Source organism: Pampinifervens navoyensis (assembly GCF_046159715.1).
Lineage (GTDB): Bacteria > Aquificota > Aquificia > Aquificales > Aquificaceae > Pampinifervens.
Map to the genome: position 1 here is coordinate 1 of NZ_JBJXCT010000009.1, position 22185 is coordinate 22185.

27 protein-coding genes are annotated in these 22185 nt (G+C 47.1%); 10 read left to right on the forward strand and 17 right to left on the reverse strand.

Translation table 11 applies throughout. From position 1 onward, the window contains the following. Nucleotides 1-35: 35 nt before the first annotated feature. Nucleotides 36-170 carry a hypothetical protein gene (locus tag ACKRDP_RS07315; RefSeq protein WP_409154103.1) on the reverse strand — a complete coding sequence of 45 codons (135 nt, stop codon included), beginning with the start codon at nucleotides 168-170 and terminating at the stop codon, nucleotides 36-38. A 158-nt stretch (nucleotides 171-328) separates the two neighbouring features. Here ACKRDP_RS07315 and ACKRDP_RS07320 point away from each other — a divergent pair, with 158 nt between their 5' ends. Continuing rightward, nucleotides 329-823, forward strand: a complete 495-nt coding sequence (locus tag ACKRDP_RS07320; protein WP_409154104.1) for a hypothetical protein — start codon at nucleotides 329-331, stop codon at nucleotides 821-823. Here ACKRDP_RS07320 and cas2 read toward each other — a convergent pair. The 7 genes from cas2 to cas7i are packed head-to-tail and all read right to left on the reverse strand — an operon-like array spanning nucleotide 820 to nucleotide 7656. After that, complete coding sequence (cas2, locus tag ACKRDP_RS07325; RefSeq protein ID WP_409154105.1) at nucleotides 820-1101, reverse strand: CRISPR-associated endonuclease Cas2; 282 nt, start codon at nucleotides 1099-1101, stop codon at nucleotides 820-822. The genes ACKRDP_RS07320 and cas2 overlap by 4 nt on opposite strands. Beyond that, nucleotides 1101-2048 (reverse strand): type I-B CRISPR-associated endonuclease Cas1b, encoded by a 948-nt coding sequence (gene cas1b / locus ACKRDP_RS07330; RefSeq protein ID WP_409154106.1) that lies wholly within the window; start codon nucleotides 2046-2048, stop codon nucleotides 1101-1103. The genes cas2 and cas1b overlap by 1 nt, the downstream gene beginning before the upstream one ends. After that, on the reverse strand, nucleotides 2041-2550 hold the full coding sequence (cas4, locus tag ACKRDP_RS07335; protein WP_409154107.1) for a CRISPR-associated protein Cas4: 510 nt from the start codon (nucleotides 2548-2550) through the stop codon (nucleotides 2041-2043). The genes cas1b and cas4 overlap by 8 nt, the downstream gene beginning before the upstream one ends. Further along, nucleotides 2550-4718, reverse strand: coding sequence for a CRISPR-associated helicase Cas3' (gene cas3 / locus ACKRDP_RS07340; RefSeq protein WP_409154108.1), 2169 nt, complete (start codon nucleotides 4716-4718; stop codon nucleotides 2550-2552). Before cas3 ends, cas4 begins: the two co-directional genes overlap by 1 nt. Beyond that, entirely contained in the window at nucleotides 4696-6024 is a 1329-nt protein-coding gene (gene cas8a1, locus ACKRDP_RS07345; RefSeq protein WP_409154109.1) for a type I-B CRISPR-associated protein Cas8b1/Cst1, read from the reverse strand. The genes cas3 and cas8a1 overlap by 23 nt, the downstream gene beginning before the upstream one ends. Further along, the gene (gene cas5b, locus ACKRDP_RS07350) at nucleotides 6015-6677 is read right to left on the reverse strand and encodes a type I-B CRISPR-associated protein Cas5b (protein ID WP_409154110.1); all 663 of its coding nucleotides are present in this window, start codon (nucleotides 6675-6677) and stop codon (nucleotides 6015-6017) included. Before cas5b ends, cas8a1 begins: the two co-directional genes overlap by 10 nt. Then, on the reverse strand, nucleotides 6652-7656 hold the full coding sequence (cas7i, locus tag ACKRDP_RS07355) for a type I-B CRISPR-associated protein Cas7/Cst2/DevR (RefSeq protein WP_409154111.1): 1005 nt from the start codon (nucleotides 7654-7656) through the stop codon (nucleotides 6652-6654). Before cas7i ends, cas5b begins: the two co-directional genes overlap by 26 nt. A gap of 86 nt (nucleotides 7657-7742) precedes the next feature. On the opposite strand from cas7i, the gene cas6 reads away from it, so the two are divergent. From cas6 to ACKRDP_RS07370, 3 genes are read left to right on the forward strand one after another with little or no spacing between them, the layout of a single operon-like run. Next, a complete protein-coding gene (gene cas6, locus ACKRDP_RS07360; RefSeq protein ID WP_409154112.1) occupies nucleotides 7743-8441 on the forward strand; it encodes a CRISPR-associated endoribonuclease Cas6 in 699 nt (232 codons plus the stop codon). A gap of 7 nt (nucleotides 8442-8448) precedes the next feature. Further along, nucleotides 8449-9531 carry a 5-(carboxyamino)imidazole ribonucleotide synthase gene (locus ACKRDP_RS07365; protein WP_409154113.1) on the forward strand — a complete coding sequence of 361 codons (1083 nt, stop codon included), beginning with the start codon at nucleotides 8449-8451 and terminating at the stop codon, nucleotides 9529-9531. Then, nucleotides 9518-10504, forward strand: coding sequence for a sensor histidine kinase (locus ACKRDP_RS07370; protein WP_409154114.1), 987 nt, complete (start codon nucleotides 9518-9520; stop codon nucleotides 10502-10504). Before ACKRDP_RS07365 ends, ACKRDP_RS07370 begins: the two co-directional genes overlap by 14 nt. Here ACKRDP_RS07370 and ACKRDP_RS07375 read toward each other — a convergent pair. Both ACKRDP_RS07375 and ACKRDP_RS07380 read right to left on the reverse strand, forming a co-directional pair. Beyond that, on the reverse strand, nucleotides 10496-11704 hold the full coding sequence (locus tag ACKRDP_RS07375; protein ID WP_409154115.1) for a bifunctional 3,4-dihydroxy-2-butanone-4-phosphate synthase/GTP cyclohydrolase II: 1209 nt from the start codon (nucleotides 11702-11704) through the stop codon (nucleotides 10496-10498). The genes ACKRDP_RS07370 and ACKRDP_RS07375 overlap by 9 nt on opposite strands. An 18-nt stretch (nucleotides 11705-11722) precedes the next feature. Then, nucleotides 11723-11962: a hypothetical protein gene (locus ACKRDP_RS07380; protein ID WP_409154116.1), complete on the reverse strand. Its 240-nt coding sequence runs from the start codon at nucleotides 11960-11962 to the stop codon at nucleotides 11723-11725. A 26-nt stretch (nucleotides 11963-11988) separates the two neighbouring features. Here ACKRDP_RS07380 and ACKRDP_RS07385 point away from each other — a divergent pair, with 26 nt between their 5' ends. Further along, nucleotides 11989-13644: an ABC transporter ATP-binding protein gene (locus ACKRDP_RS07385; RefSeq protein ID WP_409154117.1), complete on the forward strand. Its 1656-nt coding sequence runs from the start codon at nucleotides 11989-11991 to the stop codon at nucleotides 13642-13644. Here ACKRDP_RS07385 and ACKRDP_RS07390 read toward each other — a convergent pair. Together ACKRDP_RS07390 and folE are read right to left on the reverse strand one after the other, a co-directional pair. After that, a complete protein-coding gene (locus ACKRDP_RS07390; RefSeq protein ID WP_409154118.1) occupies nucleotides 13632-14414 on the reverse strand; it encodes an LpxI family protein in 783 nt (260 codons plus the stop codon). The two genes, ACKRDP_RS07385 and ACKRDP_RS07390, sit on opposite strands and share 13 nt — an antisense overlap. Then, complete coding sequence (folE, locus tag ACKRDP_RS07395) at nucleotides 14411-14971, reverse strand: GTP cyclohydrolase I FolE (protein ID WP_409154119.1); 561 nt, start codon at nucleotides 14969-14971, stop codon at nucleotides 14411-14413. The genes ACKRDP_RS07390 and folE overlap by 4 nt, the downstream gene beginning before the upstream one ends. Before the next feature lie 48 nt (nucleotides 14972-15019). Here folE and ACKRDP_RS07400 point away from each other — a divergent pair, with 48 nt between their 5' ends. Together ACKRDP_RS07400 and ACKRDP_RS07405 are read left to right on the forward strand one after the other, a co-directional pair. Then, nucleotides 15020-15448, forward strand: coding sequence for a phosphate-starvation-inducible PsiE family protein (locus ACKRDP_RS07400; protein WP_409154120.1), 429 nt, complete (start codon nucleotides 15020-15022; stop codon nucleotides 15446-15448). An 81-nt stretch (nucleotides 15449-15529) separates the two neighbouring features. Next, entirely contained in the window at nucleotides 15530-15874 is a 345-nt protein-coding gene (locus ACKRDP_RS07405) for a HesB/IscA family protein (protein WP_409154121.1), read from the forward strand. Nucleotides 15875-15876: 2 nt separating this feature from the next. Here the strand turns inward: ACKRDP_RS07405 and ACKRDP_RS07410 are convergent, their stop codons facing one another. The 3 genes from ACKRDP_RS07410 to folP are packed head-to-tail and all read right to left on the reverse strand — an operon-like array spanning nucleotide 15877 to nucleotide 18191. Then, nucleotides 15877-16269, reverse strand: a complete 393-nt coding sequence (locus ACKRDP_RS07410; RefSeq protein ID WP_409154122.1) for a YbbR-like domain-containing protein — start codon at nucleotides 16267-16269, stop codon at nucleotides 15877-15879. Further along, nucleotides 16256-17026 (reverse strand): diadenylate cyclase CdaA, encoded by a 771-nt coding sequence (cdaA, locus tag ACKRDP_RS07415; RefSeq protein WP_409154123.1) that lies wholly within the window; start codon nucleotides 17024-17026, stop codon nucleotides 16256-16258. Before cdaA ends, ACKRDP_RS07410 begins: the two co-directional genes overlap by 14 nt. Further along, nucleotides 17013-18191 carry a dihydropteroate synthase gene (gene folP, locus ACKRDP_RS07420; RefSeq protein WP_409154124.1) on the reverse strand — a complete coding sequence of 393 codons (1179 nt, stop codon included), beginning with the start codon at nucleotides 18189-18191 and terminating at the stop codon, nucleotides 17013-17015. Before folP ends, cdaA begins: the two co-directional genes overlap by 14 nt. A gap of 25 nt (nucleotides 18192-18216) precedes the next feature. On the opposite strand from folP, the gene ACKRDP_RS07425 reads away from it, so the two are divergent. From ACKRDP_RS07425 to ACKRDP_RS07435, 3 genes are read left to right on the forward strand one after another with little or no spacing between them, the layout of a single operon-like run. Beyond that, nucleotides 18217-18900 (forward strand): succinate dehydrogenase/fumarate reductase iron-sulfur subunit, encoded by a 684-nt coding sequence (locus ACKRDP_RS07425; RefSeq protein WP_409154125.1) that lies wholly within the window; start codon nucleotides 18217-18219, stop codon nucleotides 18898-18900. After that, nucleotides 18887-19507 (forward strand): flagellar basal body P-ring formation chaperone FlgA, encoded by a 621-nt coding sequence (gene flgA, locus ACKRDP_RS07430; RefSeq protein ID WP_409154126.1) that lies wholly within the window; start codon nucleotides 18887-18889, stop codon nucleotides 19505-19507. The genes ACKRDP_RS07425 and flgA overlap by 14 nt, the downstream gene beginning before the upstream one ends. Further along, nucleotides 19504-19914 carry an NUDIX hydrolase gene (locus ACKRDP_RS07435; RefSeq protein ID WP_409154127.1) on the forward strand — a complete coding sequence of 137 codons (411 nt, stop codon included), beginning with the start codon at nucleotides 19504-19506 and terminating at the stop codon, nucleotides 19912-19914. The genes flgA and ACKRDP_RS07435 overlap by 4 nt, the downstream gene beginning before the upstream one ends. Here ACKRDP_RS07435 and ACKRDP_RS07440 read toward each other — a convergent pair. Continuing rightward, entirely contained in the window at nucleotides 19886-20770 is an 885-nt protein-coding gene (locus ACKRDP_RS07440) for a dienelactone hydrolase family protein (protein WP_409154128.1), read from the reverse strand. The two genes, ACKRDP_RS07435 and ACKRDP_RS07440, sit on opposite strands and share 29 nt — an antisense overlap. Continuing rightward, on the reverse strand, nucleotides 20767-22164 hold the full coding sequence (locus ACKRDP_RS07445; protein ID WP_409154129.1) for an FAD-binding oxidoreductase: 1398 nt from the start codon (nucleotides 22162-22164) through the stop codon (nucleotides 20767-20769). Before ACKRDP_RS07445 ends, ACKRDP_RS07440 begins: the two co-directional genes overlap by 4 nt. Nucleotides 22165-22185: the final 21 nt, after the last annotated feature.

The following is a 22185-nucleotide window of genomic DNA, read 5'->3' on the forward strand; positions in this document are numbered from 1 at the left end:
CCTTTTGTCAACCCCCCACCCCTCTCAAAAGGGGGTTATTTGCCAGAAGTCGGAGGTTCTGCAGACTTGAGTGTGTTATTATCAAATTCAAAGCCTTGACTTTCAACGCTCAGAAGCACACGCCATACCGCCGTAAGACCGTAAAACCATACATATGGTCGTATGGTCATACGGTCGTATGGCACAGTAAAAGTTAGAGCCCTATTCAGTTGCCAAGATGTCATGGGGGCATAACCCCTCTAACTCTTGTTCTATTATTATAGCACAGTGTTTGTCAGATACAGACACTTCATGTGGTTATATTAATAAGTCAGAAGGGAGGTGAACCATGGAGCTGATTCTGCTGATTCTGGCTATCCTTTTCCTTCTATGGAGAGTAAAATCTGCTAACGATGAGGCTTTCCCTCCTGACTATAGCGGAGGGAACTTTTATGGCGGTCTGCCTAGTGGATGGTCTGCATCTTCCGATGCGAGCTACAAGGATGGCGGTATGGGCAGAACAAGCGGTTTTTCAACCTCAGAAGGCTCCACCGGTCTTCTTGACAGTTATGAAAACCGTGAAAGATGGGAAAGCTCCTCCAGTCTCTATGAAGATGATGACCACTACAGGAGATGGCATGAAGATAACTGTGACCTTTCCCGTGCCCTCTGGGACCCATCCTGCCCTATGTATCATGTTTTTCACCATGATGACCACAGCAGTTCTTCAAACTGGGATGATTCATGGAGCTCTTCAAGCTGGAATGACTCTTGGAGCTCCTCCGGCTGGGACAGTGGAAGCTCCTCGTGGGATAGCTGGTCTTCTTCAAGTTGGGACTCTTAAAGCAGGTTAGAGGTGGGGTCTTCGCCTTCGGTGAGAATCTCTCGACTGTGGTTCACCATATCTTCAAAGATGTAGATTATCAGGCTGTCCTGCCGGCGGTCTATAACTTCAAGAAGCTCAGCCTTGAGCCTCTCCAGTCTTGACAGGCTGATACTTCCCTCAAACACGGACTTCTGCACGTGGTGGATGTATCTCTTTACAATTTTCCGGACTTTGTTGAGCCTTTTCTGTCCTTCCTTATCTACTGTGGATATGTCGTAGACAAGTATGACCCACATTAGAGAGCCCAATAGTTGAGGGGTCTGTAGACTTCTTCCTCCAGCAGGTGTTTTATCAGCCTGTATAGCTCAAGCCTTATGAGCTGGCGGTGAGAGACTTTGCGGTTCAGCCTGCGGTGTCTGACTGTGGACTCAAGGAGGTCATTGAAAGCCTGCACGAAGACCCTCCTGCCCTCTCTGCTCAAATAGACATACTGGAGTTCCTGAAGGAAGTGCTCTTCTGTGAGTTTTCTCTCCTTTATGAGCTGGACTATGAGCCTGTCCGAGAGGATAGGTTTGAAGAGCTCCGCCACGTCAAGAGAAAGGGAAAACCTCTTTTCTGAGGGCTCGTGCAGGTAGCTTATAGTGGGATTGAGCTGTGTCTGGTATATCTCTCCCAGCACCTTGGCGTAAACGAGAGAGTTTCCGAAGGATATGAGGGCGTTGAGTGGATTATGAGGTGGTCTTTTTGTCCTCTTTTCAAAGTCCCAGCCTGTTTCTTGGGATAACTTCTCGTAAAAGTCCCTTCTCAGCCTCGCTTCCACCGCCATGACCTGTGGTATGTCCTCAGCAAAAGAGAGCTCAGAAAGGTATGTCTCCTGCTCAATCTGAAGAAAGGGGCACAGGTTTTTTATGGCACCTTCCACAAAGCTCTTTGCCAGATAGAGCCTTTTTTCTTTTTGAAGATAGTGCTGGACCTGACTGACCAGCAGGAAACCGGATAGATTTTTTTCTCTTGGATAGAAACTTCCTATGTAGTATCCGTAGTAGTTGAAAAAGTGCACCACTGCACCTCTCTCTGACAGCAGACCCAGAGCCTTGCTGTTGGTGGAAATCTCAGAGAGCAAGAAGAGTTCATCAAGGTCTTCTATGGGTATGGACTTTTTGAACTCGGAGTTTTCAAACACGATGGTGTTTTCCTCACGCCTTAGCTCTCCACTGTGCGTTATGTAGTAGACCCTACCCATAACAGAACTCCTCGTAGGCACACTTTTTGCAGTAAGGTTTATCTATCACTGGGGGTGGTAAGCTCAGAGAGAGCACCTCCCCCATATGCAACAGGGCATCCTCTATAAGTCCCTCATCCTCCTGCGTAAGGTAGACCTCTCTTATCTGCCTTGCCCTTGGATAATGGATGACTCCGTGGGAAACCTCCAGACCCTTTTTACGCAGGTAGTAGATGTAATACTTGACCTGAAGCTCGTGGGCGGTCTCTATTGCCCTTGAGTGTTTTACTTCATGCACCACAAGACCCCTTCTGGACCTTATGAAGTCCACCCTCACTGGCTCATCGTAAAAGTCCTCTTCCCTCTCCCTCCTGAAGCTCCTCTCATCCAGAAGTCTTCCAAGCTGCACCCACTCAGAAAGGTGCTCAAAGCTCACACCTCTTGAAAAGAGCCACAGCTTTCGCTCGCACACCACGGAGTAAGCTACCTGCGTGCCTCTGTATCTGAGCTCTCTAAGGTCCATCAGAGGATGTTGTCCTGATAGGTGTCATCAGCGTCAGCAAGTGATAGGAGCCCAAGATGCTTGCTGTAGTTTCCCCTGAACCAGTATATGTTATATCCCTTAAGCTCGCTAATCTTGAGAAATCTATCACGATCTTGAAGGTATAGATAATATGGCACAGGAAGGCAATAATCGGAGATTTTCATCAGCACCTTTAGCTTTCCAATTCCTTTTTCCCTGCTAAACTCTTTAATCATTGATGAAACCTTTTCTTTATATATCTGCGGCACTACACTCAGACTGAAGATTCTCCTGAAGTTTTTCATTGCTTCTTTTCTCTCTGATGGTTCTATGTATCCATTTAGCTCCCATAGTCTGTCTACATAAACTTTTGTATCTTCATACTCCCTGCGGAAGTTATCAACCTTGGCAAAAACCCGGTTGACAATATCCCTTTTATCCTTCTCTGATAAAAGACTGCGGTCAAAAGGTTTCAGAGCTTCTAAAGTTGTCTGCACAAGGTCTTTGTGGTATACAGAGCCAACCCCGGAGGGTTCCTGCGTGTATACAAAGACGTTTGGACTGTCAGGCTTTCCCTTTTCTCCCCTTCTGTTGACCCTCCCCATCCTCTGTATAAGGCTATCTATTGTTGAAAGCTCTGTTATCAGGTAGTCTGCGCTTATGTCCAACGACACCTCTGCAAGCTGTGTGGTTATGAATATGCCCCTCTCTTTGGTCTGTATAGCACATCTTAGCACCTTCTCTCGTCGTCTCTTATCTCTCTGTATAAATCTTGAGTGCAGTAGGTAAACCTTGAGTGAACGCTCCTCAAGCTTCCTGCATAACTCTTGAGCTTTGCTAACTGTATTCACGATTACGAGAACCTTACCCTTCTGTGAAAGCTCTAGTATGCTATCAGTAGCCTCTTCCACAGGCTTATCCACCAGAGCTATGCGGTGTCTTATTATGTCTTCTTCCTCATGTTCTATGAGCTCAAAGCCGAGATTTATGAAATCCCTCTCCAGAAAATCCGGTATGGTTGCACTCATTACCAGAGCCTTACCTCCAAGTTTGACTGTGTGCTCTACTGCCTTGAACACATATGCCATAGCCACTGGGTCGTAAGCGTGCACTTCATCTATTACAAGCCTTGAATAAGAAAGCACAGAGTAATACTTCTCAAAACCCTTAAACCTCAGCACGAAAGGCAGTATCTGTTCTGGGGTGCAGACTAGGAGAGGATAGGCAAAGTTGTTTGCATACTCCACATCTTCATAGATGCTTTCCACAGTATTGTCTTCAGAAGACCTTGAATATAGATACGAGAAAGCATTTGAATGCAACAGCCCTACTTTATTACTTCCAAACAAGTTTACAAACCTTTCATACATGGCATTTATTGAGGTTATTACCGGAAGGACAAAAAAGCCTTTTGAGTCCATAAACAGCAAGCCAGCCTCCGTTTTGCCACTTCCTGTCGGAGCCTTGAGTATTAAATTTTTATCCCTTTCTTCATACACCTGCCTCTGAAAAGGTTTGAGATTTTTTATTTTTTGCTCTACTACTTTAAAAACCTCATGTAAGGGGTCTTTTTCAACCAGTATTTTTGCACTACTCGCGTGATCTATACGGAGCAGGAGACCTTTCAGAAGATAATAAAACCCATATAACTCTTCAGAGTCGTCCCTGAAATATTCATCCATTGAACCGTATTCACCCTTATTAATCTGGTGTTTTACCAGCGAGTTCAAGCCATCTATTCCAAACTCCTCCCTCAATACATTTTCTATGTCTTCTACCTTTGACAGTCTGTGATGATGGTAAAGGATTGCGTTGCATATGAGAAATATGAGGTCACTTTTTATGTCTTCTGGCACATCAGATAACACTTCTGGGACAGATTGAATAAAGAAAGCAGGGCTAAGACAGTTGTGTCTTATGGAGGGGTTTACCCCCTTTTTCATGGCTTTTTGAAAATCAGAGCACATTTTCCCGTGGTCATGATACCTGCAGGCAAGCTCAAGAGACTTCCACAAAAATGGTCTGTAGGGCTCTGGACAGGTTAGCTCTATCCTATCTCCGTATAAAGCCTTGAGAGTCTCAAGGTTATTCAGCAACCAGTTAACATGCTCATGAAGGGTTGTCCCATCAGGTTTTGCAAGGTAATCACTCAGATTGAAACTCTTCATCTTCTTCCCCTCCTGACTGCCCCCTTGCGTCACCTCCCACAAGGTGAGCAACCATCACCAGAGAAGCACTCTTAAAGTCCTCGCCAAGCGCGAGCTTTTCCAGCCCCTTTCTCTCCCTTGCATCAAGTTGCAGACCCTCTACCTTGTTGAGTTCAAATAGAAGTCTCTCTACAAAACCGTGCACATCCTGCTGTCTTATGTGTCTCAGAAGGTCATAGACCAGCTTCTGCCTTTGCCTTTCCTCGGTGCTGGCAGATATCTTCCTTGCTATGTCTGCGTATACGTTCCCATTCATGGTATACCCTCCTTCAAGTTCTTTCTGAAACCTCAAAAGAAAATCAATTTCATACAGACTCAAATTTTTGGATATCCTCATGTATTCATCCCTGCCTGATGAGGTTTCTTTTTTATCCTTTTTAAATCTACTCCATCCCTCCAGCAAGCGGATTATAACAGGATAGAGATTTCTGCCTTTTGCCTGCTTTAGCACATCAGAGTATATACTCTCAAGCCTTGTGGGAAACTTTGAAAGATAGTTGTTCAGAACCTCTATTATCTCTCTCGGAAGGTGAGAGCTATACACATTGAAATTCTGTCCAAGAGAGCTGAGTTCAACAAGATATATCCGCGATAATCTTATAGAGGCTACCTTTGAGAGAAGTAAGAAGGACATATCAAGGAACTCCTGTCTTACACTTCTGTTATCCCTTTTTATGCCTTCTACCTTCCTTTTGAAATAAGAGTTTAGTTTCCAGAGAGTTATAGGGTCTTCTTCCACGTAAAGGAAGTAGTTTGAGCCACGAAAGCGTGTAAAGCCAGCACTTGAGCAGTATATAAGGGACTCGCACTCTTTGCATATGTAGAGGTTGTTCCGTCCCCCCGAGAAGTTACTCGGTATGTCATCGGAACTTCCAAGCGGTGTAAAAATCTCCCTTTCAAAAACTCTTACCGTTCTCCCGTCAACTTTAAAGTATGCCTTCCTTTCAAGACAAAACTGACACAGAAATTCACTCAGTGGACCTGTTTGAAATCTCAAGTAGGGTGGCTCTGACTTTATAGCTATGTTCCCTCCGACTCTAACATTATTCTTGTGAAAAGATATAAGTAGCCCCCTATTCTTCTTTGCCCAATCTTCATAAATATCTGGAAAAACATCATCCCAGAAGTTCTTGTCAACAAGTAAATACCTGTCCTGCACGCTTACAACTTTTCTGTATAGCTCTGGGTCATGCTGGGCGAGTATCTCCAGAAAACCTACTGCAGAAACCGCCATCAGCCAGTTGTCAATCAGAAACTTCACAGCCATACAGGTAAACCCTCCTCGTCATACAGGATACTTCTCCCATGCAGAAGACTGCCTTTTGTATGGTAATAATATCCCCTGTAAATGAATTCTCTTGGTTTGTTAACAGAAGACCAAAAGGTGGGTAGCTTGAAATAAATACCCTTTGAGCCTCTTTTAAAACCACTGTTAATGTCCTCCGGCACCCATGCATCGTATGGTATAGTCAGGAAATCTGCCTCCCTTTCTTCATACTCAACATAACCCGCACTGATTATAGAGGTTGGAAACTCCCCGAGCCTCAGGATGCTCCTCGGTCTCAAAAGACCTTCCAGAAAATAATCAAGAGTATCCCTATCCTGACTTTTTACATGAACCACAACCTCAAGGTTTAGCAAAAGGGGCAGCCTCAGAACGTAGCGGTCTATGCTTTTTCCGTTAAAATCTACCGCTCTGTGCCACCTGAAGTCTTCCATACTACCCTCAAAGTATCCCTGTATGGACATATCAAAAACCTCTTCCTTCCACTTTTTCCCACAGGCAGTGTATAAAAGTCCTATTATGGTTGATGGTGTTGGTAGAGGGTAGGTCTCAATTCCCTTGAAGGAAAACCTTGTCCTGAAAAAGGCAAACTTTGAGAAGAGCCTGAACTTAAGCAGTTTGCTGGGCTTCTGCATAACAAGCCTCTACTTCCTGCCTCAACTTTGAAAAGGCATCTTCCATACTCTTTACATCATCACATCCACTCACCTCAAGAAGTTCACCGAGACCCCTCGCACCAGTTACGAAACCAAGCCCCTTTGGTATCAGACTTTTTCTGAAGCTGACGCTTACCTTATTCCCATCGTAGTCAACTCCCAGAGCATTAATGAAGTAAGGCACGCAATACTCATAGACGCCCCCTACCATGAAAAGTGGTGTGAGAGGATATACTCTACCACCAACCCTTCTTGCAAAGCTCTTTTCCAGTATATCAAGCACCTGCAAAACTCTTTTTGCTCTTGCTGAGTTTTCCACTGCCAGCTCTCCACTTCTGTCCTCTCTTCCCACTCTGTCCAGTTCAATGGATACGGTGTATATGTACGGAGACCTGTGCTCCTCAAAGTAGACAATTGCCTGTCTGGACTTGTCATCCTCTCCGAGGTGTTTTAGATACCTTTCTCTTGCATCAAGGTTATGTATTAGATTTTGGGAGCCTGTAAAGGGCTTTACAGAGATTATGTGGTCAAACACAACGGCTTTGTTGCGATTCAGGGCTCCTTCGTTCCTGAGAGGGAACATAAAGCCAAACAGGTCTGCCTCTTCGTAATCTTTAATGATTTCCACTGAAAGTTTACCGTAATCAACCGATGCATTAATATTCTCCTCTTCAGAGAATAACTCTTTTTCTTCTGCCTCCTTTTTCCCTCTCTTTTTCTTTGAACCAGACTGGTCCCTTATTGACTTAATCTTTTTTGCTATTTCCTCGTCAAGAAGTCTCCAGTTGTGATAAATCCTTCCGGCCCTTTTTAACTCATAACTCAGCATTTTATCAGAAGCAAAAGGCAACTCAGCACCAGAAACTGTGTTTATTTTCTTTAGAAGCGTGTAAATACCTACCCTGTCACCGTAGCTCAGCACACCGATGGGTTCCGTCACAATGGTTAGTGTCAACATCCTCCTCATTGACTACCTCCTTGTCTTTTGAAGAATATTATAACAGCTGCATTGCATGCTTTCTGACACCACTATAAAATTTTTCCATGCGTTTCCTTGTGAGGCTGGAAAATCCAGAAGAGACCAGCATACCCCTTGATTACAGGCGCAGGTTCATATCCCTGATGAAGAGGGTCTTTGGAGTAAGGGAGTTTATTGAAAACCCCGTCAGACCCTACACCTTTGCGGTATACCTTGGGAAGGAAATAAACTTTAGCAGGGATGCCATTGAAGGTGTTAAGTTTGTGAACCTCCGAATCTCCACAGGAGACCCCGTTTATGGAGTAAAGCTCTACAACGGATTAACCGAGTTGAGGGGAAAGGTTCACAAAATCGGGGAGGCGGAGTTTGTGCTCAAAGATGTAAGACTTGAAAAGGAGGGAGACTGGTCAAAGGGTGCTTTTAAGACGCTTTCTCCGGTAGTTGTGGAAAGGGCTGGGGCCAATGAGGGCAACCCCAAGCTCAGGTATGCCCTTCCTCTGGAAAGGGATTTTCAGGAGGTTCTTTTTGAAAACACAATCCGGCGCTTTAGAGCCATTAAAGGCTACGAGCCAGAAGTAAAAGCCTTTTCCTTCAGACTCATACACTACAAGGAAGAGATGGTAAGGCACTACGGGGGATACATAAGGTCCTTTATTGGAGAGTTTTTCATAAATACCGACAACCCTGAAGTGCTGAGGTTTGTGTATCAATACGGACTGGGGGTGAGAACGGGGCAGGGATTTGGTTATCTGGAAGTTTTATAATTTTCCCATGCGGGTAGGCATTCTCGGTGGCGGACAGCTGGGATGGATGACCATACTTGAGGGTAGGAAGCTTGGCTTTGAATTTCTTGTGCTTGACCCCGACCCCAGGTCTCCTGCCAGCAGGATTGCAGACAGGTGGTTTCCGCCAGAAGGGGTTGAAGACTTTATAAGGCACTGTGATGTCATAACCTACGAGTTTGAACACATAGAGGAGGGTGTTCTTGAAAAGGTATATGACCTTACCACGCCATCCCTCAATGTGCTTGAGATAAAGAGGAGCAGGATAAGGGAGAAGGAGTTTTACAGAAAAAGGGGCTATCCCACCGCAGACTTTACTCTGTCAGGCTGGGGGAGCCTGAAGGATACAGTAAGAGAGTTTGGGCTTCCCTGTGTGGTCAAGGCAGAAAAACTGGGTTACGATGGAAAAGGTCAATACAGGGTCTACTATCTGGAGGATTTGGATAACATACTGAAAAATCACTCTCAGGAGGAAAGCTTTCTCATAGAACGTTTTATAGACTTTAGCTTTGAGTTCTCCCTCATAGGGGTCAGAGACAGAAAGGGCAACAGCAGAATATATCCTCTTACCGTAAACCGCCACGAGGGGGGGATACTCCTTTACAACCAGACGAGAAGCCTAGCCATAAGAGAGGCGGAGGATATGCTTCTTTCCCTTATGGAGGATTTTGCTCTCGTGGGGCTCATGGCGGTTGAGTTTTTCTACACATGGGACGGGAGGGTTCTCCTGAATGAGTTTGCACCAAGGCCTCACAACACGGGTCATTACAGCCTTGATGGATGCTACACATCCCAGTTTGAGAACCTCCTGAGAGCCATATGCGGTCTTCCTCTGGGCTCTACAAGGCTCAAGTCCCCGTCAGGGATGGTCAACATACTGGGGCTCTCTCTGGAAGATATGGACCTTCACAGCATCCTTTCCATGGATGGGACAAAGCTCTACTGGTATGGCAAGGAGAGGAAGCCAAAAAGAAAGATGGGGCATATAAACCTGGTTGCCGGCACAGAGCAGGAGCTTGAGGAAAGGCTTGAGAAGATAGTGAACACCCTCTACTCCCATGAGCCTTCTTAAGGAGTTTCTCAGTCAGGTTGGCGAGGGATACCTTCTGATAGACAGGGAGGGAAAGGTGGTCTTTGGAAACGACTTCCTCGTGAGGAGGAAGATTGTGAGGGAGAGCTTTGAGGGCAAGCCTTACTACGAATGTGTCAACAACCTCACAGTGGTAAGCTGTCTTGCAGAAGCCATATCAGAGAAGAAGGACAGGGTCTGCAACTTTGACCACGAGGAGAGGGAGTATTCTCTTTATGTATTCACAGGTAGCGACCTGACGGTGGTTCGTTTTTCAGACATAACGGAGCTGAAAAGATACGAAAGGTCAAGAAGGGAGTTTGTGGCAAATGTTTCTCATGAACTCAAAACACCCATAGCTGTTCTCAAAAGCCTGCTGGAGACCCTCTATGAGGAAGAGGACAGAGAGGAAAAGAGAGCCTTTCTGGAAAAGGCTCTCAAGCGTGTTGAAGATATGAGAAGGCTTGTGGAGGACCTTCTTATACTCACAAAATTAGAATCGGGTGAGGAGAGAATAAAAAGGGAGGAGATTGACCTTAGAGTTCTCGTTGAAGAAGTCTATGACCTTCTGGAGCCTCAGGCCCAGGAGAGGGAGGTGGAGCTCCTGAACTCTGTGGAGCATGGCTTTAAGGTAAAGGGGGACTGGGACAAGCTGTTTCTTCTTCTAAAAAACCTTGTGGACAACGCTATTAAGTACAACAGAAGTGGCGGCAGGGTTGAGGTCAGAGCAAAAAGGGTTGACCCTCAGGTTCAGATAGAGGTGGAGGACACGGGTATAGGCATTCCCAGAGAGCATCTTCCCTTCATCTTTGAAAGGTTTTACAGGGTAGACCCCTCAAGGTCAAGGGACCTCGGAGGGACCGGCCTTGGGCTTTCCATAGTAAAACACATAGCCCTGTCCCACGGAGGGAAAATAGAGGTGATGAGCAAAGAAGGAAAGGGAAGCCTTTTTACCGTATACCTGCCCTTAGAGTAGGTGGCCAAGCTTTGTCTTCTTAGCCTCTAAATACCTCTGGTTGTGTTCGCAGGCTGGCGTCTTGAGGGGCACTCTCTCCACCACCTCCAGCCCATAGCCCTCAAGAGCCACTATCTTTCTCGGGTTGTTGGTAAGAAGCCTCATCTTTTTGACGCCAAGGTCAAGAAGTATCTGAACGCCTATTCCGTAGTCTCTGAGGTCTGCGGGATATCCCACCTTTTCGTTGGCCTCCACCGTGTCATAGCCCATATCCTGAAGATGATATGCCTTTATCTTGTTCACTATGCCTATTCCCCTTCCTTCGTGACCCATTATGTAGACGAGCACGCCCTTTCCTTCCTGAGCTATGGCCTCCATGGCAGACTCAAGCTGGGACCTGCAGTCGCACCGCAGAGACTTGAACACATCGCCCGTAAGACATTCAGAGTGAACTCTGACAAGGACCGGCTCGTTTTCTTTCCACTCTCCCATGGTAAGAGCTACCTGTTCTTCTCCGGTGAGTATGTGCCTGTAGGCGTGTATCTTGAAAAAGCCGTACCTTGTGGGGAGGTTTGCGGTAGCCTCACGAATCACAAGCCTTTCCCTTTTCAGCCTGTATCTTATGAGGTCCGCTATGGTTATTATCTTGAGGTCAAACCTTCTTGCAAAGTCCACAAGGTCAGGAAGCCTTGCCATGCTTCCGTCTTCCTTCATTATCTCGCATATGACCCCAGCCGGATAAAGACCTGCAAGCCTTGCAAGGTCAACGCTCGCCTCCGTGTGTCCTGCTCTCTCCAGAACACCCCCGGGCTTTGCCTTCAGTGGAAACACATGCCCCGGCCTTATAAAGTCGGAAGGCTTTGCATCGGGACTAACTGCCAGCTTTATGGTCATCGCCCTGTCAAAGGCGGATATGCCCGTGGTGGTGCCAAATCTCGGGTGGGCGTCTATGGAGACGCAGAAGTAGGTGCCCTTGGGGTCTGTGTTTCTCATCGCCATCGGGTAGAGGTCAAGCTCATCGCACCTCTGAGGTGTCAAAGTGAGGCATATAAGACCTCTTCCATACTTTGCCATGAAGTTTATGGCTTCAGGGCTGACCTTCTCCGCCGCCATAACGAGGTCGCCCTCGTTTTCCCTGTCTGGGTCATCCACCACTATCACCATCTTCCCCTGAGCTATGTCCTCAAGGGCTTCTTCTATGGTGTTGAACCTGAATTCCATATCAGACCTCCTGAAAAATCAACTCTTTTGTTCTGCTTTTTCTCTCTTTAGAGCTCCCTTTACCCTCTCCCACGCCTGGTCAAGTATACTTTTCCTATAGGACTGCTGAAGAGGGACCTCTTCTTTCTCAATGGTTCCCCTTTTTAGTTCCTCCCTGTACTGCCCTCTAAGCCTTTCTGCCAGTGGTCCACCATAATGAACCCATATATGGTCAATCAGCAGGAAAGCCAGTATTATCCCAGCTATCCATCTCACCATGGCTCTCTAATAAAATAGTCTACTGTATGGATAATATCAAGTGGGCATCTGGACGCCTGAAGAAATACTGGCATTTTATAATCCTGAGTCTTCTTGGTTCTGTGCTTGAAGCTACAGGGACTGCAGGAATTACTCTGCTCATTAAATCACTTGTGGACAAGGTCTTTCTGTTAAAAGAAGAGGAAGAGATATTCAGGACAATACTAGCACTTATCGGGCTCGTCCTTCTCTCTCAGACAGGAAACTTCGCTGTGAGTTTTTTCTCTGCACTTTACACGGAGCTTGAGATGAGGGGGCTCAGAGAGGAAGCCTTCAGAAGGCTTTTAAGAGTGGACTACTCTGCCTTCCTTGGCATTTCTGCTGGAGAGTTTGCCTCAAGGGTCATATCTGACATGAACCTTTACAGAAACCTTATAGGTTCTTATGCCATAAAGCTCATAAGGGAGCCCATAACTGTGCTTTTCCTCTTCGGTGTCCTCTTATACAGAGACTGGCTTTTGACGGTGGGGCTAATTTTTCTTCTCCCCGTCCTTTCCCTTGCGGTGAGATACTTTGGCGGTAAGAGAGGCAAGCACATAAAGAGGGCTCAGGAAAGTTATGCTGGCGTGGCAGACAGGCTTTTCAGCTCCTTTTCCGGTTTTGATAGCATAAGAAGCTTTGGCGCACAGTCCATGTTTGAGAGGCTTTTTCATGAGCTAAACAGGTCTCTCTTCAGGTCCAGCTTCAGGTCGGAGGTATACTTTGCCCTTAATTCTGTCTTTAACTACACCTTTGGTTATCTGGTGGTTGCGCTGGTCATACTCTACGGAGGCTACAGGGTAGTGGAAGGCAGTTTAACACCGGGAGAATTCATCTCCTACCTTACAGCTCTTGTGTTTATGCAAAATCCCCTCATGGAATCCCAGAAGGGTGTGATGGAAGTGAGGTCTTCACTACCCGTTATAGAAAGGATAAGAGAGCTTCTGAGCCTGAGGGAAGAGGAAGAGGGGAAATTGCCCCTGCAGAGCCTGAAAGAAGGTCTGCAGGTGAAGGGGTTAAGTGTAAGATTTAGGGGAGCTGAATTACTCAGAGATGTGAACCTTAGCATCCATAGAGGTGAAAAGGTTGGAATAATGGGGGATACAGGCTCGGGCAAGAGCACCTTTCTGCGTGTGCTTGCAGGACTTGTGCCCTACGAAGGGAGCCTGAGGGTGGATGGGCTTGAGCTGAGGGACATAAAAAGGGAAGACCTCAGGAAACACTTTCTGCTAATTTCTCAAGATGCCTTCGTCTTCCCGGGCACTGTAAGAGAAAACCTTCTCATGGCAGGGGGAAAGGATGAAGAACTCTTCTGGAAATCCCTCAGGCTTGCTGGATGCGATTTTGTGGAGAGCCTTGACCAGGAGGTAAGTCCAAGAAGCCTTTCTGGAGGGGAGAAGCAGAGGCTTGCCCTTGCAAGGGTCTTTTTAAGGTCTCCAGAAGTCCTTCTTCTTGATGAGGTTACATCTGCCCTTGATGCAAAAAAGGAAGAGGAGGTTCTGGACAACATATTCAGCCAGTTTGAGGGTAAAACCATAGTGCTTGTTGCTCACAGGTTTTCAAACCTTCTGAGATGTGACAGGGTTTTTGTTTTCAAAGATGGAGGGGTTGTTTTTGAGGGCAAGCCAAAGGAAGCCATTGAGTTCTTCCTTCAGAGCCCATAGAGGGATATTCCATATCTGTCTGCCAGCTTTATAAGCTTTTCCCTCTCCAGAAGGTAAACCTTTCCTGCCTCCACAAAGAGGGCATCCCCCTTTATCTTCTTTATGGCTTCCAGCGTCTTTGGACCTACCGTGGGCACATCTATGCGAAAGTCCTGACTTTTTCTTGCCACTTTTATAACCCTGCAACCCCTTCCAGCCAGCTGGCCAGCTCTCTCTATCGTTTTCTGGGTTCCCTCCATCGCCTCAACGCTCACTACGGCCTTTTCCTTTACTACGATGGTCTGTCCTATGTCAAGGTCCGCTATCTGTCTTGCTATAAGAAAGCCCCATACACCATCTTCCATGGCCTCTTCTGAGGGTTCATTGGTGGACATAAGTCCCTCAGGTGCAAGAAGCTCCTCAAGGTAAGGTCTTGGGTCTGGGAATTGAAAGCCAAGAGCCTGAAGCTCTTCCATAAGCGTCCTGACAAGTGTCTGAGGCTTTTTATCCTTTGCCTTTTTAAGCACTTTGAGGGCAAGCTCATCAAGGGTGAGAAGATGGGAAAATATAAGGCTGTGCTCAAACTTTCCAAGCATAACTATATCCTTTATTCCCCTCCTCTCAAGTGCTCTCAGGAGCCTGCCCACCTTGCCGAGGGGGAAGTATTCGTCTGCTGGAAGGTCTGTTATACCCTTGACTCCTGCCACAAAAACTTCAAGACCTTTTTCTCTTGCCTTTTTCAGGAAAACACCCGGCAGCTCTCCAGACCCTGCTATAAGGCAAACCTTCATGGAGATGACTTGCCTATCAGCTTTAGAAACTCCTCCCTGGTCCTGAGATCGCTCAGAAAAAGCCCCCTCAGGGCTGAGGTGGTTGTGAGATGCCCCGGAGACATAACTCCCCTCATGGACATGCACAGATGCTCCATCTCGAGCACCACTGCCACACCTTTTGGATTGAGCTGCTGCATCAGAAAGTCTGCTATCTCATTGGTGAGCCTTTCCTGCACCTGAGGTCTCAGTGAAAAGGCACGCACCGTTCGAACCAGCTTGGAAAGACCGCATACTATTCCGTCAGGTATGTAGGCTATGTGGGCTTTGCCAAAGAAGGGCAGGAGATGGTGCTCGCACAGGGAGTATATGTTTATGTCCTTTACAAGCACCATCTCATTGTATGAGCCAAACTCCTCAAAAAGCTTGAAGTCAAAGCCCCTCTGCCTTTCAAACTCTTCCCACATGCGAGCAACACGGTCTGGGGTTTCCAGAAGACCCTCTCTATTCGGGTCCTCTCCTATGCCCTCAAGGTATAGCCTTATTGCCTGCTTTATCTTTTCCTTGTCTATAGGCATGTGGATTATTATAAGACCTGAGTCTGACAGCTTTTATGATATATAACCATGGAGGAGTTGAAAAGACATCAGAGCATATTGATAGGTAGTATAAGGCGCATAGCATGGGTTTTTGATGCCTTTATCATACTCACCCTTTCCATTGTTGGTGTTTTCCTCATAGTCTGGATAGTGTATGAGTTCTACATGGTCCTTGTGGGTCAGCTACCTCTTGAGAGAGGAGGTCTGAGCATACTGGGCTCTGTGCTTATTCTCTATGCCATATCCGAGCTTCTATCGGAAGAGATAAAACACATAAGGGGAGGAGCTGTAAGTATAAAGGCTTTTGTGGGGGTTGCCCTTGCTGCAGTCATAAGAAAGGTTCTTATCATCTCCCTATCCCCCGAGAAGTTTCAGGAGCTCATAACTCTTGCACTGGTTCTTACAGCCCTTGGTGTGGTCTACTGGCTGATTCACAGGGTGGAAAGCTCTCCATGAGAATGGTCATATAGCTTCCCCTTGAAAAAGCCTGCCCCAAGCTTATCATATTCTTAAGAAATTCTTATAGGAGGTAGTGTTATGCAAAAGGTAGCCTTTAACTTCTTTGCTACAGAAAAAGCGGTTCAGGAGGTGCTGAGAATTGCCCAGGAAAACAGCATCACTGAGCCCATACTCAGGATAAGGGTTGTTCCCGGAGGATGTTCCGGTTTTCAGTATGCCATGGGCTTTGATGATACAATAGAAGAGGGAGACAACGTCTTTGAGTTTGGGGGGTTGAGAATTGCCATAGACCAGTTCTCCATGCCCTATGTGAACAACGCAGAGCTTGACTACGTGATGGACTTTATGGGTGGCGGCTTCACCATAAGGAATCCCAACGTTTCTGGCTCCTGCGGTTGCGGTAGTTCCTTCTCCTGCGGATAAGACTACTGGCCCCCTTCGGGGGCTTTTATTATTCTCACCTTGACGTACTCAGGTTCAATCCTATCAACAGATACAACAAATTTTGGTAGATTTCTGGTCTCTACCTTGAGAGTGTATTCACCTTCCCTCATGCCCTTCACATTCACGCCTGCGCTGGCTCCTTCCAGCATTTCCTCAGAAACGAACCTCTCCATCACTCTGAGCCTTATCCTTGCCTTTTTCCTTTCAAGCCTGTAGTCGTAGCCCTGCTCCCTGTTGTAAACTTCAATGCTTCTTTCTATGCTCATGGGAACCCTCTCCCCTAAATTGATAAAAAACCACATTGCTATGCCAATCAGAAGGGAAAGGATCTTGTATTGCCAGTCCCTGAATAAAAAGACCTCAAGCCTTTTCAATTCTCAACTCCTTTAAAAGTAGTTCTCTCAGCATTTCCGGGTCAAGGTTCCTCTGCAGCTTACCACCTACAGCAAGGGAAATCTCTCCGGTCTCTTCAGAAACTACCACGCACAGAGCATCCGTTTCTTCCGAGATACCCAGGGCAGCCCTGTGCCTGGTTCCGTATTTCTTTGGGAGTTCTGCGGACTTTGAAAGGGGCAGTATGCAAGAGGCATAGAGGACTCTGTCTCCCCTCACCACTACCGCACCGTCGTGCAATGGAGATATGGGGTTGAATATGGTTATCAGCAGCTCAACAGATACAAGGCTGTCTATGAGGACACAACCCTCTACAACGCCTTCCACATTCTGTCCCCTTTCAATCACTATGAGCGCACCTATCTGTCTATCTGAGAGAAAGGAGCATGCCCTCACCACCCTGTCCACCACCCTCTCCTCCACAGGCTTTATTACGGATATTCCTGTCTTCTGTCCAAGCCTGCTGAGCGTTTTCCTTATCTCCGGCTGGAATATAACCACAAGTGAAAAAAGCCCCACAGTCCACAGCTTTTCAAAGACCCAGGAAAGGGTTCTCAGACTGAGAAGCTCCGCAAGAAGCCAGAAGGCTGCAAGCACCATAATTCCCCTGAAAATCTGAAGACCCTTTGTTATTCTTAGAAAATACAGAATGCCATAAATAAAAGCAGAAACTGCCAGTATATCAACAATGTCTCTCCATGAAAAGAGCCTTATAAGTTCCCAGTTAAAATTCACCATACGTTCTTACCGTGTCAAGAAGTGCCAGAAACTCCCTTGTCTGTCTTACATCGTGGACTCTTGCTATGTTTGCCCCCTTGATTACGGCAGGTGCAAGGGCACCCAGACTGCCATACAGCCTCTCCACAGGCTCAGTTTTCTTCCTGAGAAGCCCCTCCATCACAAGACCTATAAAGGACTTTCTTGAGACGCCCACAAGAAGCGGAAGACCCAATATTCTGAGCTCTTCAAACCTCTTGAGTATTTCCACGTTATGCTCAGGGAGTTTCCCAAAGCCTATGCCCGGGTCAAGGATTACCTGTCCATTATAGCCAGTATCTTTCAGAGCCCTCAGCCTCTCCTCAAACCACAGCACTATCTCCTCCACTACATCCTCGTAGACGGGTGGTTTTTCTCTCCATGTCTCCGGTCTTCCCTTTATATGCGTGAGCACGTAAGGACAGCCATAGGATGCCACGACCCTGAACATCTCTCCGTCAAAGGTTCCACCGCTTATATCGTTTATTATGTCTGCCCCCTCCTCAAGGCATGCCTGTGCCACCTTCGCCTTGTATGTATCTATGGAAATCCAGACATTGGGGAGCTCTTTTCTTACTTCCTTCAGCACAGGGATAAGCCTTCTGAGCTCCTCCTCTGCGCTTATTCTCTCAGAGCCTGGCCTTGTGGACTCTGCTCCTATATCTATTATATCCGCACCTTCTTCCACCATCTGCACCGCCCTCTCTATTGCCTTTGAAGGCTCAAGGTAAAGACCACCGTCAGAAAAGGAGTCGGGTGTTATGTTGAGAATGCCCATTACCGCAGTCTTTATACCCAGGGGCAGTATTTTCTGGTTGAACTGGAGCTTAAAGGACCTCTTTCTGTAGCTCTGGAGCTTCTGAAGGATTTCAAGGGCAAGGCTTCTGTCCTCTTTAACAAGAAGGGAGCAAAAATCCTTTAGCTGAGTTTCTGAACCACACAGGACAACAGAGTCTTCACTGTAAAAGGCATGCAGGCAGGCTCTTTTTGCAAGAGGGACAATAACTTCAGTCTTTACCCCCTTCGTATATATCACATGGAAGACCCCCTCAAAGGCCCTTTCGTAGGCTTCTCTGAAAAAAACACCCATTTTCTCCTTGAGGAATCTGTAGAAGGCCTCCCTGCTCTCAAAGTGCTTGACCAGCATACACAATAGAATACATTATTTAACCATGGTTTTAAGGCTGAAGATAAAGAGGCAGGAAGATTCTGGAAAATCCTACTATCAGACCTTTGAAGTTCCCTATCAGGAGGGTATGACCCTTCTTATGGCGCTTCAGAGAATAAAAGAAGACCTTGACCCAACGCTCAGCTTCAGACACTTTTGCAGGGCAGGCATATGTGGAACCTGCACCATAATTGTGAATGGCTTTCCCAGGCTTGCCTGCAAGGAGCAGGCACTGCCCTATGCCCTTTTCGGTGAGGAAGTGCTCATAGAACCCATAAGGAACTTCAGGGTAATAAAAGACCTGGTTGTGGACAACGAAGAGGTTGTGGGGAAAATCAAGAGCATGCGACTCTGGATAAAAGAGCAGAGCAAAGACCCGAGAATAGAGCCAGAACTTAGCAGAAAGATAGAGAATTCTGCGGACTGCATTCTATGCCTTGCCTGTCAGTCCTTCTGCCCACAGGTGCTTGAAGAGAACTATGCGGGTCCTCTGTTTTTTGCCAAACTTTTCAGGTTCTACGAAGACCCGAGGGAGGAAAACAAAGAGCTAAGAGCCTATCAGGCGGTAAGGGAAGGAAACCTTTATCACTGCCTTTCCTGCAACAAGTGCAACCTGGTGTGTCCAAAGGAAGTGGAGCCGGCAACCCTTATAAGAGAACTGATGCAGACAATGCATGTGGCTTCTTAGCCTTCTGTTTGCCCTATGCCTTGCCTTTGCAAGTCCTGAAAGGCTCGTGGAGTCAGAGGTATACAGGCGCTTCGGCGATAGCGTGAAGGTTCAGAAGGTCAGGATACCCTCTCCCAGAGGCATGGAAATTGAGAGGGTTGAGCTGGATATGGAATACGGCAGAAGCAGGGCAGTTGCATACCTCTATTCGGGCAGAGAAAGGTATCAGGCTATCATAGATGCCCTTTGGAAGGCAAAGGTCTACATAGCCCTTGAGGACATACCACAGGGAAGTCCAATAAGACCTGAGCATTTCAGGGTGGAGGAGAGACTGATGAAGACCATACCCTCAGACCTGAGGCTCAGCCCCGAGGATTTTGGGAACTTTGTGGCTTCAACCCGCATAACAAAGGGGACCATACTCAGAAGGTCCCTGCTGAAGGAAGTTCCTGCGGTGAAGGCTGGTGAGGCTGTGGAGGCTGTTTACAGGAGCGGTTCCATTGAGGTGGGCTTTCAGGCAGTGGCTGTGGATACTGGCGGAGTTGGGAAAGTAATACGCATAAGGAGGGAGGACAGAATGCTGAGGGGAAGGGTCCTCTCAAGGGGAAGGGTGGAGGTGCTTCCGTGAAGGAGGAATTCTCTGCGGGAGGTGTGCTTATTAGGGAAGGACAGATTCTGCTTATCAAGAATCCTTCTGATGTGTGGACTTTTCCCAAAGGTCTTGTGGAAGAAGGAGAAAAGCCAGAGGATACTGCAGTCAGGGAAGTTTACGAAGAGACAGGAGTAAGGGGGAAGATAATTTCAGAGCTTGGTAAGATAAACTACTGGTATGTGAGGGAGGGGGAGAAGATAAGAAAGAGCGTTGTTTACTATCTTATGGCGTATGTGGATGGGGAGCCGGAGCCATCCTGGGAGGTGAAGGATGCAAAGTTTTTCCCTGCTGAAGAGGTGGAGAGGTTGCTGAAATACAGGGGAGATAGAGAGATATTCCACAGGGCTTTAAAGGCTATTCCTTCTCAAGGTGCCTCTTCATGAAAAGTGAAGACCTTATAAGAGCATCCTTTGATGCCAGGTCATCGGCAAAGGTTCTCCTGTCAAGTCTGAAGTCAAAGCCCCTTCCCACGCCCGGGTAAACCAGTATCCATATAGGCACGCCCTTTGCCCTGAGGTGTTCTACCGCCACAAGCGCAGGTCTTATCCTCTGATACTGCTCATTTTCACCCACAAGTATCAGGGTGGGTATTCTAAGGCTTTCCCACTCTGGGGCGTAGCGGTAAACCTGTTCAGGCTCTGGGGCGTTGGGGTTTTGCATATGGGGATAGTAGGCCACAAAGCAGGCTATGTTCTTCTCCTGCCTTTTAAAGGTCACGAGAAGCCTGATAGCGTAGTATCCACCCCTTGTAAGTCCGTAGGCACAGATTCTTTTTCCTTTTAAGTCATCTCTGTTAAGGGCATACACCAGGACTGCATCAAGGTCCTCCTCAAGCACGGGGTCATGCTCTATGGGAAACTGGGGTATAAGCCTGCCAGTGTAGAGGTCTGGCGCTATCACAACAAACCCCTTGCTGGCAAGCCTTTTTGCATGAAGTTTAAACAGGTCGTCAAGCCCACGCCTTCCATGTATAAAAAGAACTCCTGGATACCTTTCCCTGTCATCTGGCCTGTATATGAAGACGGGCACTTCCACATCTCTTTTCTTAACTACAGCGGTTTCCACTCTCACCCTGTAGTTGGGCACATTTTCTATGTAGCCCTCATCCCACCACTTAGAATCCCACCACCATGCTGACTGCCCCTTTTCCATAAGCTTATCCACGAGGCCTTTCACAAACTCATCGCTTGCATTGCTTAGACCTGCAAGCATCGTAAGCATCAATAGGACCCTTATCATGGTTCAAGCTCCACCACTTTACCCGGATTAAAAAGGTTTTTGGGGTCAAAGAGCCTCTTTATACCTTTGAGCAGTTCATATCCCGCATTTCCAAACTGCCACTGGAGAAACTTCTTCTTTGTGAGCCCAACGCCATGCTCTCCCGTTATGGAGCCGTTGTATCTGAGGGCAATTTCAAAAACCTCGTCCACTGCCTTCTCTGCCCTTTCTTCCTCTTCTCTGTTAGCTTTGTCATAGAGCAGGTTCACATGAAGGTTCCCGTCTCCTATGTGTCCAAATATGACCATTAGAAGGTCGTATTTCTTTGCAACCTTCCTGAACTCTGGAATTGCTTCTGAGAGATGTATTCTCGGAATTACTATGTCCTCGTTTATTTTGCCTGTTCTCAGGTTTCCAAGGGCCGGCCCCAGGCTTTTTCTTGCACTCCAGAGCCTTTCCTCTTCTTCCCTGCTGTTTGCAGTCCTTACCTCCACTCCCATGGAATGAAGCAGCTCTTTAATATCCCTTATATCCTCCTGCACGCTCTGAGGTGAGCCATCCACCTCTATGAGAAGCAGTGCTGATACCTTTGGCAGTCCCACTGGCTTGTAGTCCTCCACAGCCCTTATGGCATCCTCATCCATAAACTCAAGGGCGGAGGGGAATATGCCAGAGGTGAATATCTTTGTAACCGCCCTGCCCACATGCTCAAGTCTGTCAAAGAGCGCCAGTGCGGTTGCCCTTGCCTTTGGCTTGGGTATCAGCTTGAGGGTTGCAGAGGTTATCAGACCCAGTGTCCCTTCAGACCCTACAAAAAGCTTGGTAATATCGTAGCCTGCCACATCCTTTATGACAGGGTTTCCCGTCTTTATAGCCTCCCCATCTTTTATCACTGCGGTAAGCCCCAGCACATATTCCCTCGTTACACCATACTTGAGGCATCTTGGTCCGCCGGCGTTTTCTGCAATGTTCCCCCCAAGGGTTGAATACTTGAAAGAAGAGGGGTCTGGTGGATAGAAGAGCCCCAGCCTTTCCACATACTCCTGAAACTGTGCAGTTATAACGCCTGGCTGGACCTCTGCAGTGGCGTTGTCCACGTTCACCTCAAATCGCTTCATCCTCTCAAAGGATACAACCACGCCCCTCTCAGAGGTTGGCACTGCACCACCCGTCAGGCCTGAGCCGGCACCTCTCGGGAAGATGGGTATTCCTTCTTCATAGCATGCCTTTACCAGTTTAACCACATCCTCATGGCTCTCTGGAAAGACCACAGCGGAGGGTAAAGCCCTCTCAACGGGTATGGGAGTTGCATCGTAGGAATAGAGTTTTCTTTCAACGAGGGATGTATTCACCTTCTCCTTCCCGAGAGCTTCCACAAGTTTGTCAAGGGGTTTTTTTCTGAGCACTCCAAACATGGCATAAAAATATAAACCCAG

Coding starts and splice junctions, on each gene's coding strand:
- folP (WP_409154124.1), bottom strand. CDS start 18,191: ATGCTGGTCAAGCACTTTGAGAGCAGGGAGGCCTTCTACAGATTCCTC.
- cas7i (WP_409154111.1), bottom strand. CDS start 7,656: ATGTTGACACTAACCATTGTGACGGAACCCATCGGTGTGCTGAGCTAC.
- ACKRDP_RS07390 (WP_409154118.1), bottom strand. CDS start 14,414: ATGAAGGTTTGCCTTATAGCAGGGTCTGGAGAGCTGCCGGGTGTTTTC.
- ACKRDP_RS07320 (WP_409154104.1), top strand. CDS start 329: ATGGAGCTGATTCTGCTGATTCTGGCTATCCTTTTCCTTCTATGGAGA.
- cas4 (WP_409154107.1), bottom strand. CDS start 2,550: ATGGACCTTAGAGAGCTCAGATACAGAGGCACGCAGGTAGCTTACTCC.
- cas8a1 (WP_409154109.1), bottom strand. CDS start 6,024: ATGGCTGTGAAGTTTCTGATTGACAACTGGCTGATGGCGGTTTCTGCA.
- flgA (WP_409154126.1), top strand. CDS start 18,887: ATGTGGCTTCTTAGCCTTCTGTTTGCCCTATGCCTTGCCTTTGCAAGT.
- ACKRDP_RS07445 (WP_409154129.1), bottom strand. CDS start 22,164: ATGTTTGGAGTGCTCAGAAAAAAACCCCTTGACAAACTTGTGGAAGCT.
- folE (WP_409154119.1), bottom strand. CDS start 14,971: ATGCCTATAGACAAGGAAAAGATAAAGCAGGCAATAAGGCTATACCTT.
- ACKRDP_RS07400 (WP_409154120.1), top strand. CDS start 15,020: ATGGAGGAGTTGAAAAGACATCAGAGCATATTGATAGGTAGTATAAGG.
- cas3 (WP_409154108.1), bottom strand. CDS start 4,718: ATGAAGAGTTTCAATCTGAGTGATTACCTTGCAAAACCTGATGGGACA.
- ACKRDP_RS07405 (WP_409154121.1), top strand. CDS start 15,530: ATGCAAAAGGTAGCCTTTAACTTCTTTGCTACAGAAAAAGCGGTTCAG.
- ACKRDP_RS07440 (WP_409154128.1), bottom strand. CDS start 20,770: ATGATAAGGGTCCTATTGATGCTTACGATGCTTGCAGGTCTAAGCAAT.
- ACKRDP_RS07375 (WP_409154115.1), bottom strand. CDS start 11,704: ATGGAATTCAGGTTCAACACCATAGAAGAAGCCCTTGAGGACATAGCT.
- cdaA (WP_409154123.1), bottom strand. CDS start 17,026: ATGGTGAATTTTAACTGGGAACTTATAAGGCTCTTTTCATGGAGAGAC.
- ACKRDP_RS07370 (WP_409154114.1), top strand. CDS start 9,518: ATGAGCCTTCTTAAGGAGTTTCTCAGTCAGGTTGGCGAGGGATACCTT.
- cas2 (WP_409154105.1), bottom strand. CDS start 1,101: ATGTGGGTCATACTTGTCTACGACATATCCACAGTAGATAAGGAAGGA.
- cas5b (WP_409154110.1), bottom strand. CDS start 6,677: ATGCAGAAGCCCAGCAAACTGCTTAAGTTCAGGCTCTTCTCAAAGTTT.
- ACKRDP_RS07365 (WP_409154113.1), top strand. CDS start 8,449: ATGCGGGTAGGCATTCTCGGTGGCGGACAGCTGGGATGGATGACCATA.
- cas1b (WP_409154106.1), bottom strand. CDS start 2,048: ATGGGTAGGGTCTACTACATAACGCACAGTGGAGAGCTAAGGCGTGAG.
- ACKRDP_RS07380 (WP_409154116.1), bottom strand. CDS start 11,962: ATGGTGAGATGGATAGCTGGGATAATACTGGCTTTCCTGCTGATTGAC.
- ACKRDP_RS07385 (WP_409154117.1), top strand. CDS start 11,989: ATGGATAATATCAAGTGGGCATCTGGACGCCTGAAGAAATACTGGCAT.
- ACKRDP_RS07425 (WP_409154125.1), top strand. CDS start 18,217: ATGGTTTTAAGGCTGAAGATAAAGAGGCAGGAAGATTCTGGAAAATCC.
- ACKRDP_RS07315 (WP_409154103.1), bottom strand. CDS start 170: ATGACCATACGACCATATGTATGGTTTTACGGTCTTACGGCGGTATGG.
- cas6 (WP_409154112.1), top strand. CDS start 7,743: ATGCGTTTCCTTGTGAGGCTGGAAAATCCAGAAGAGACCAGCATACCC.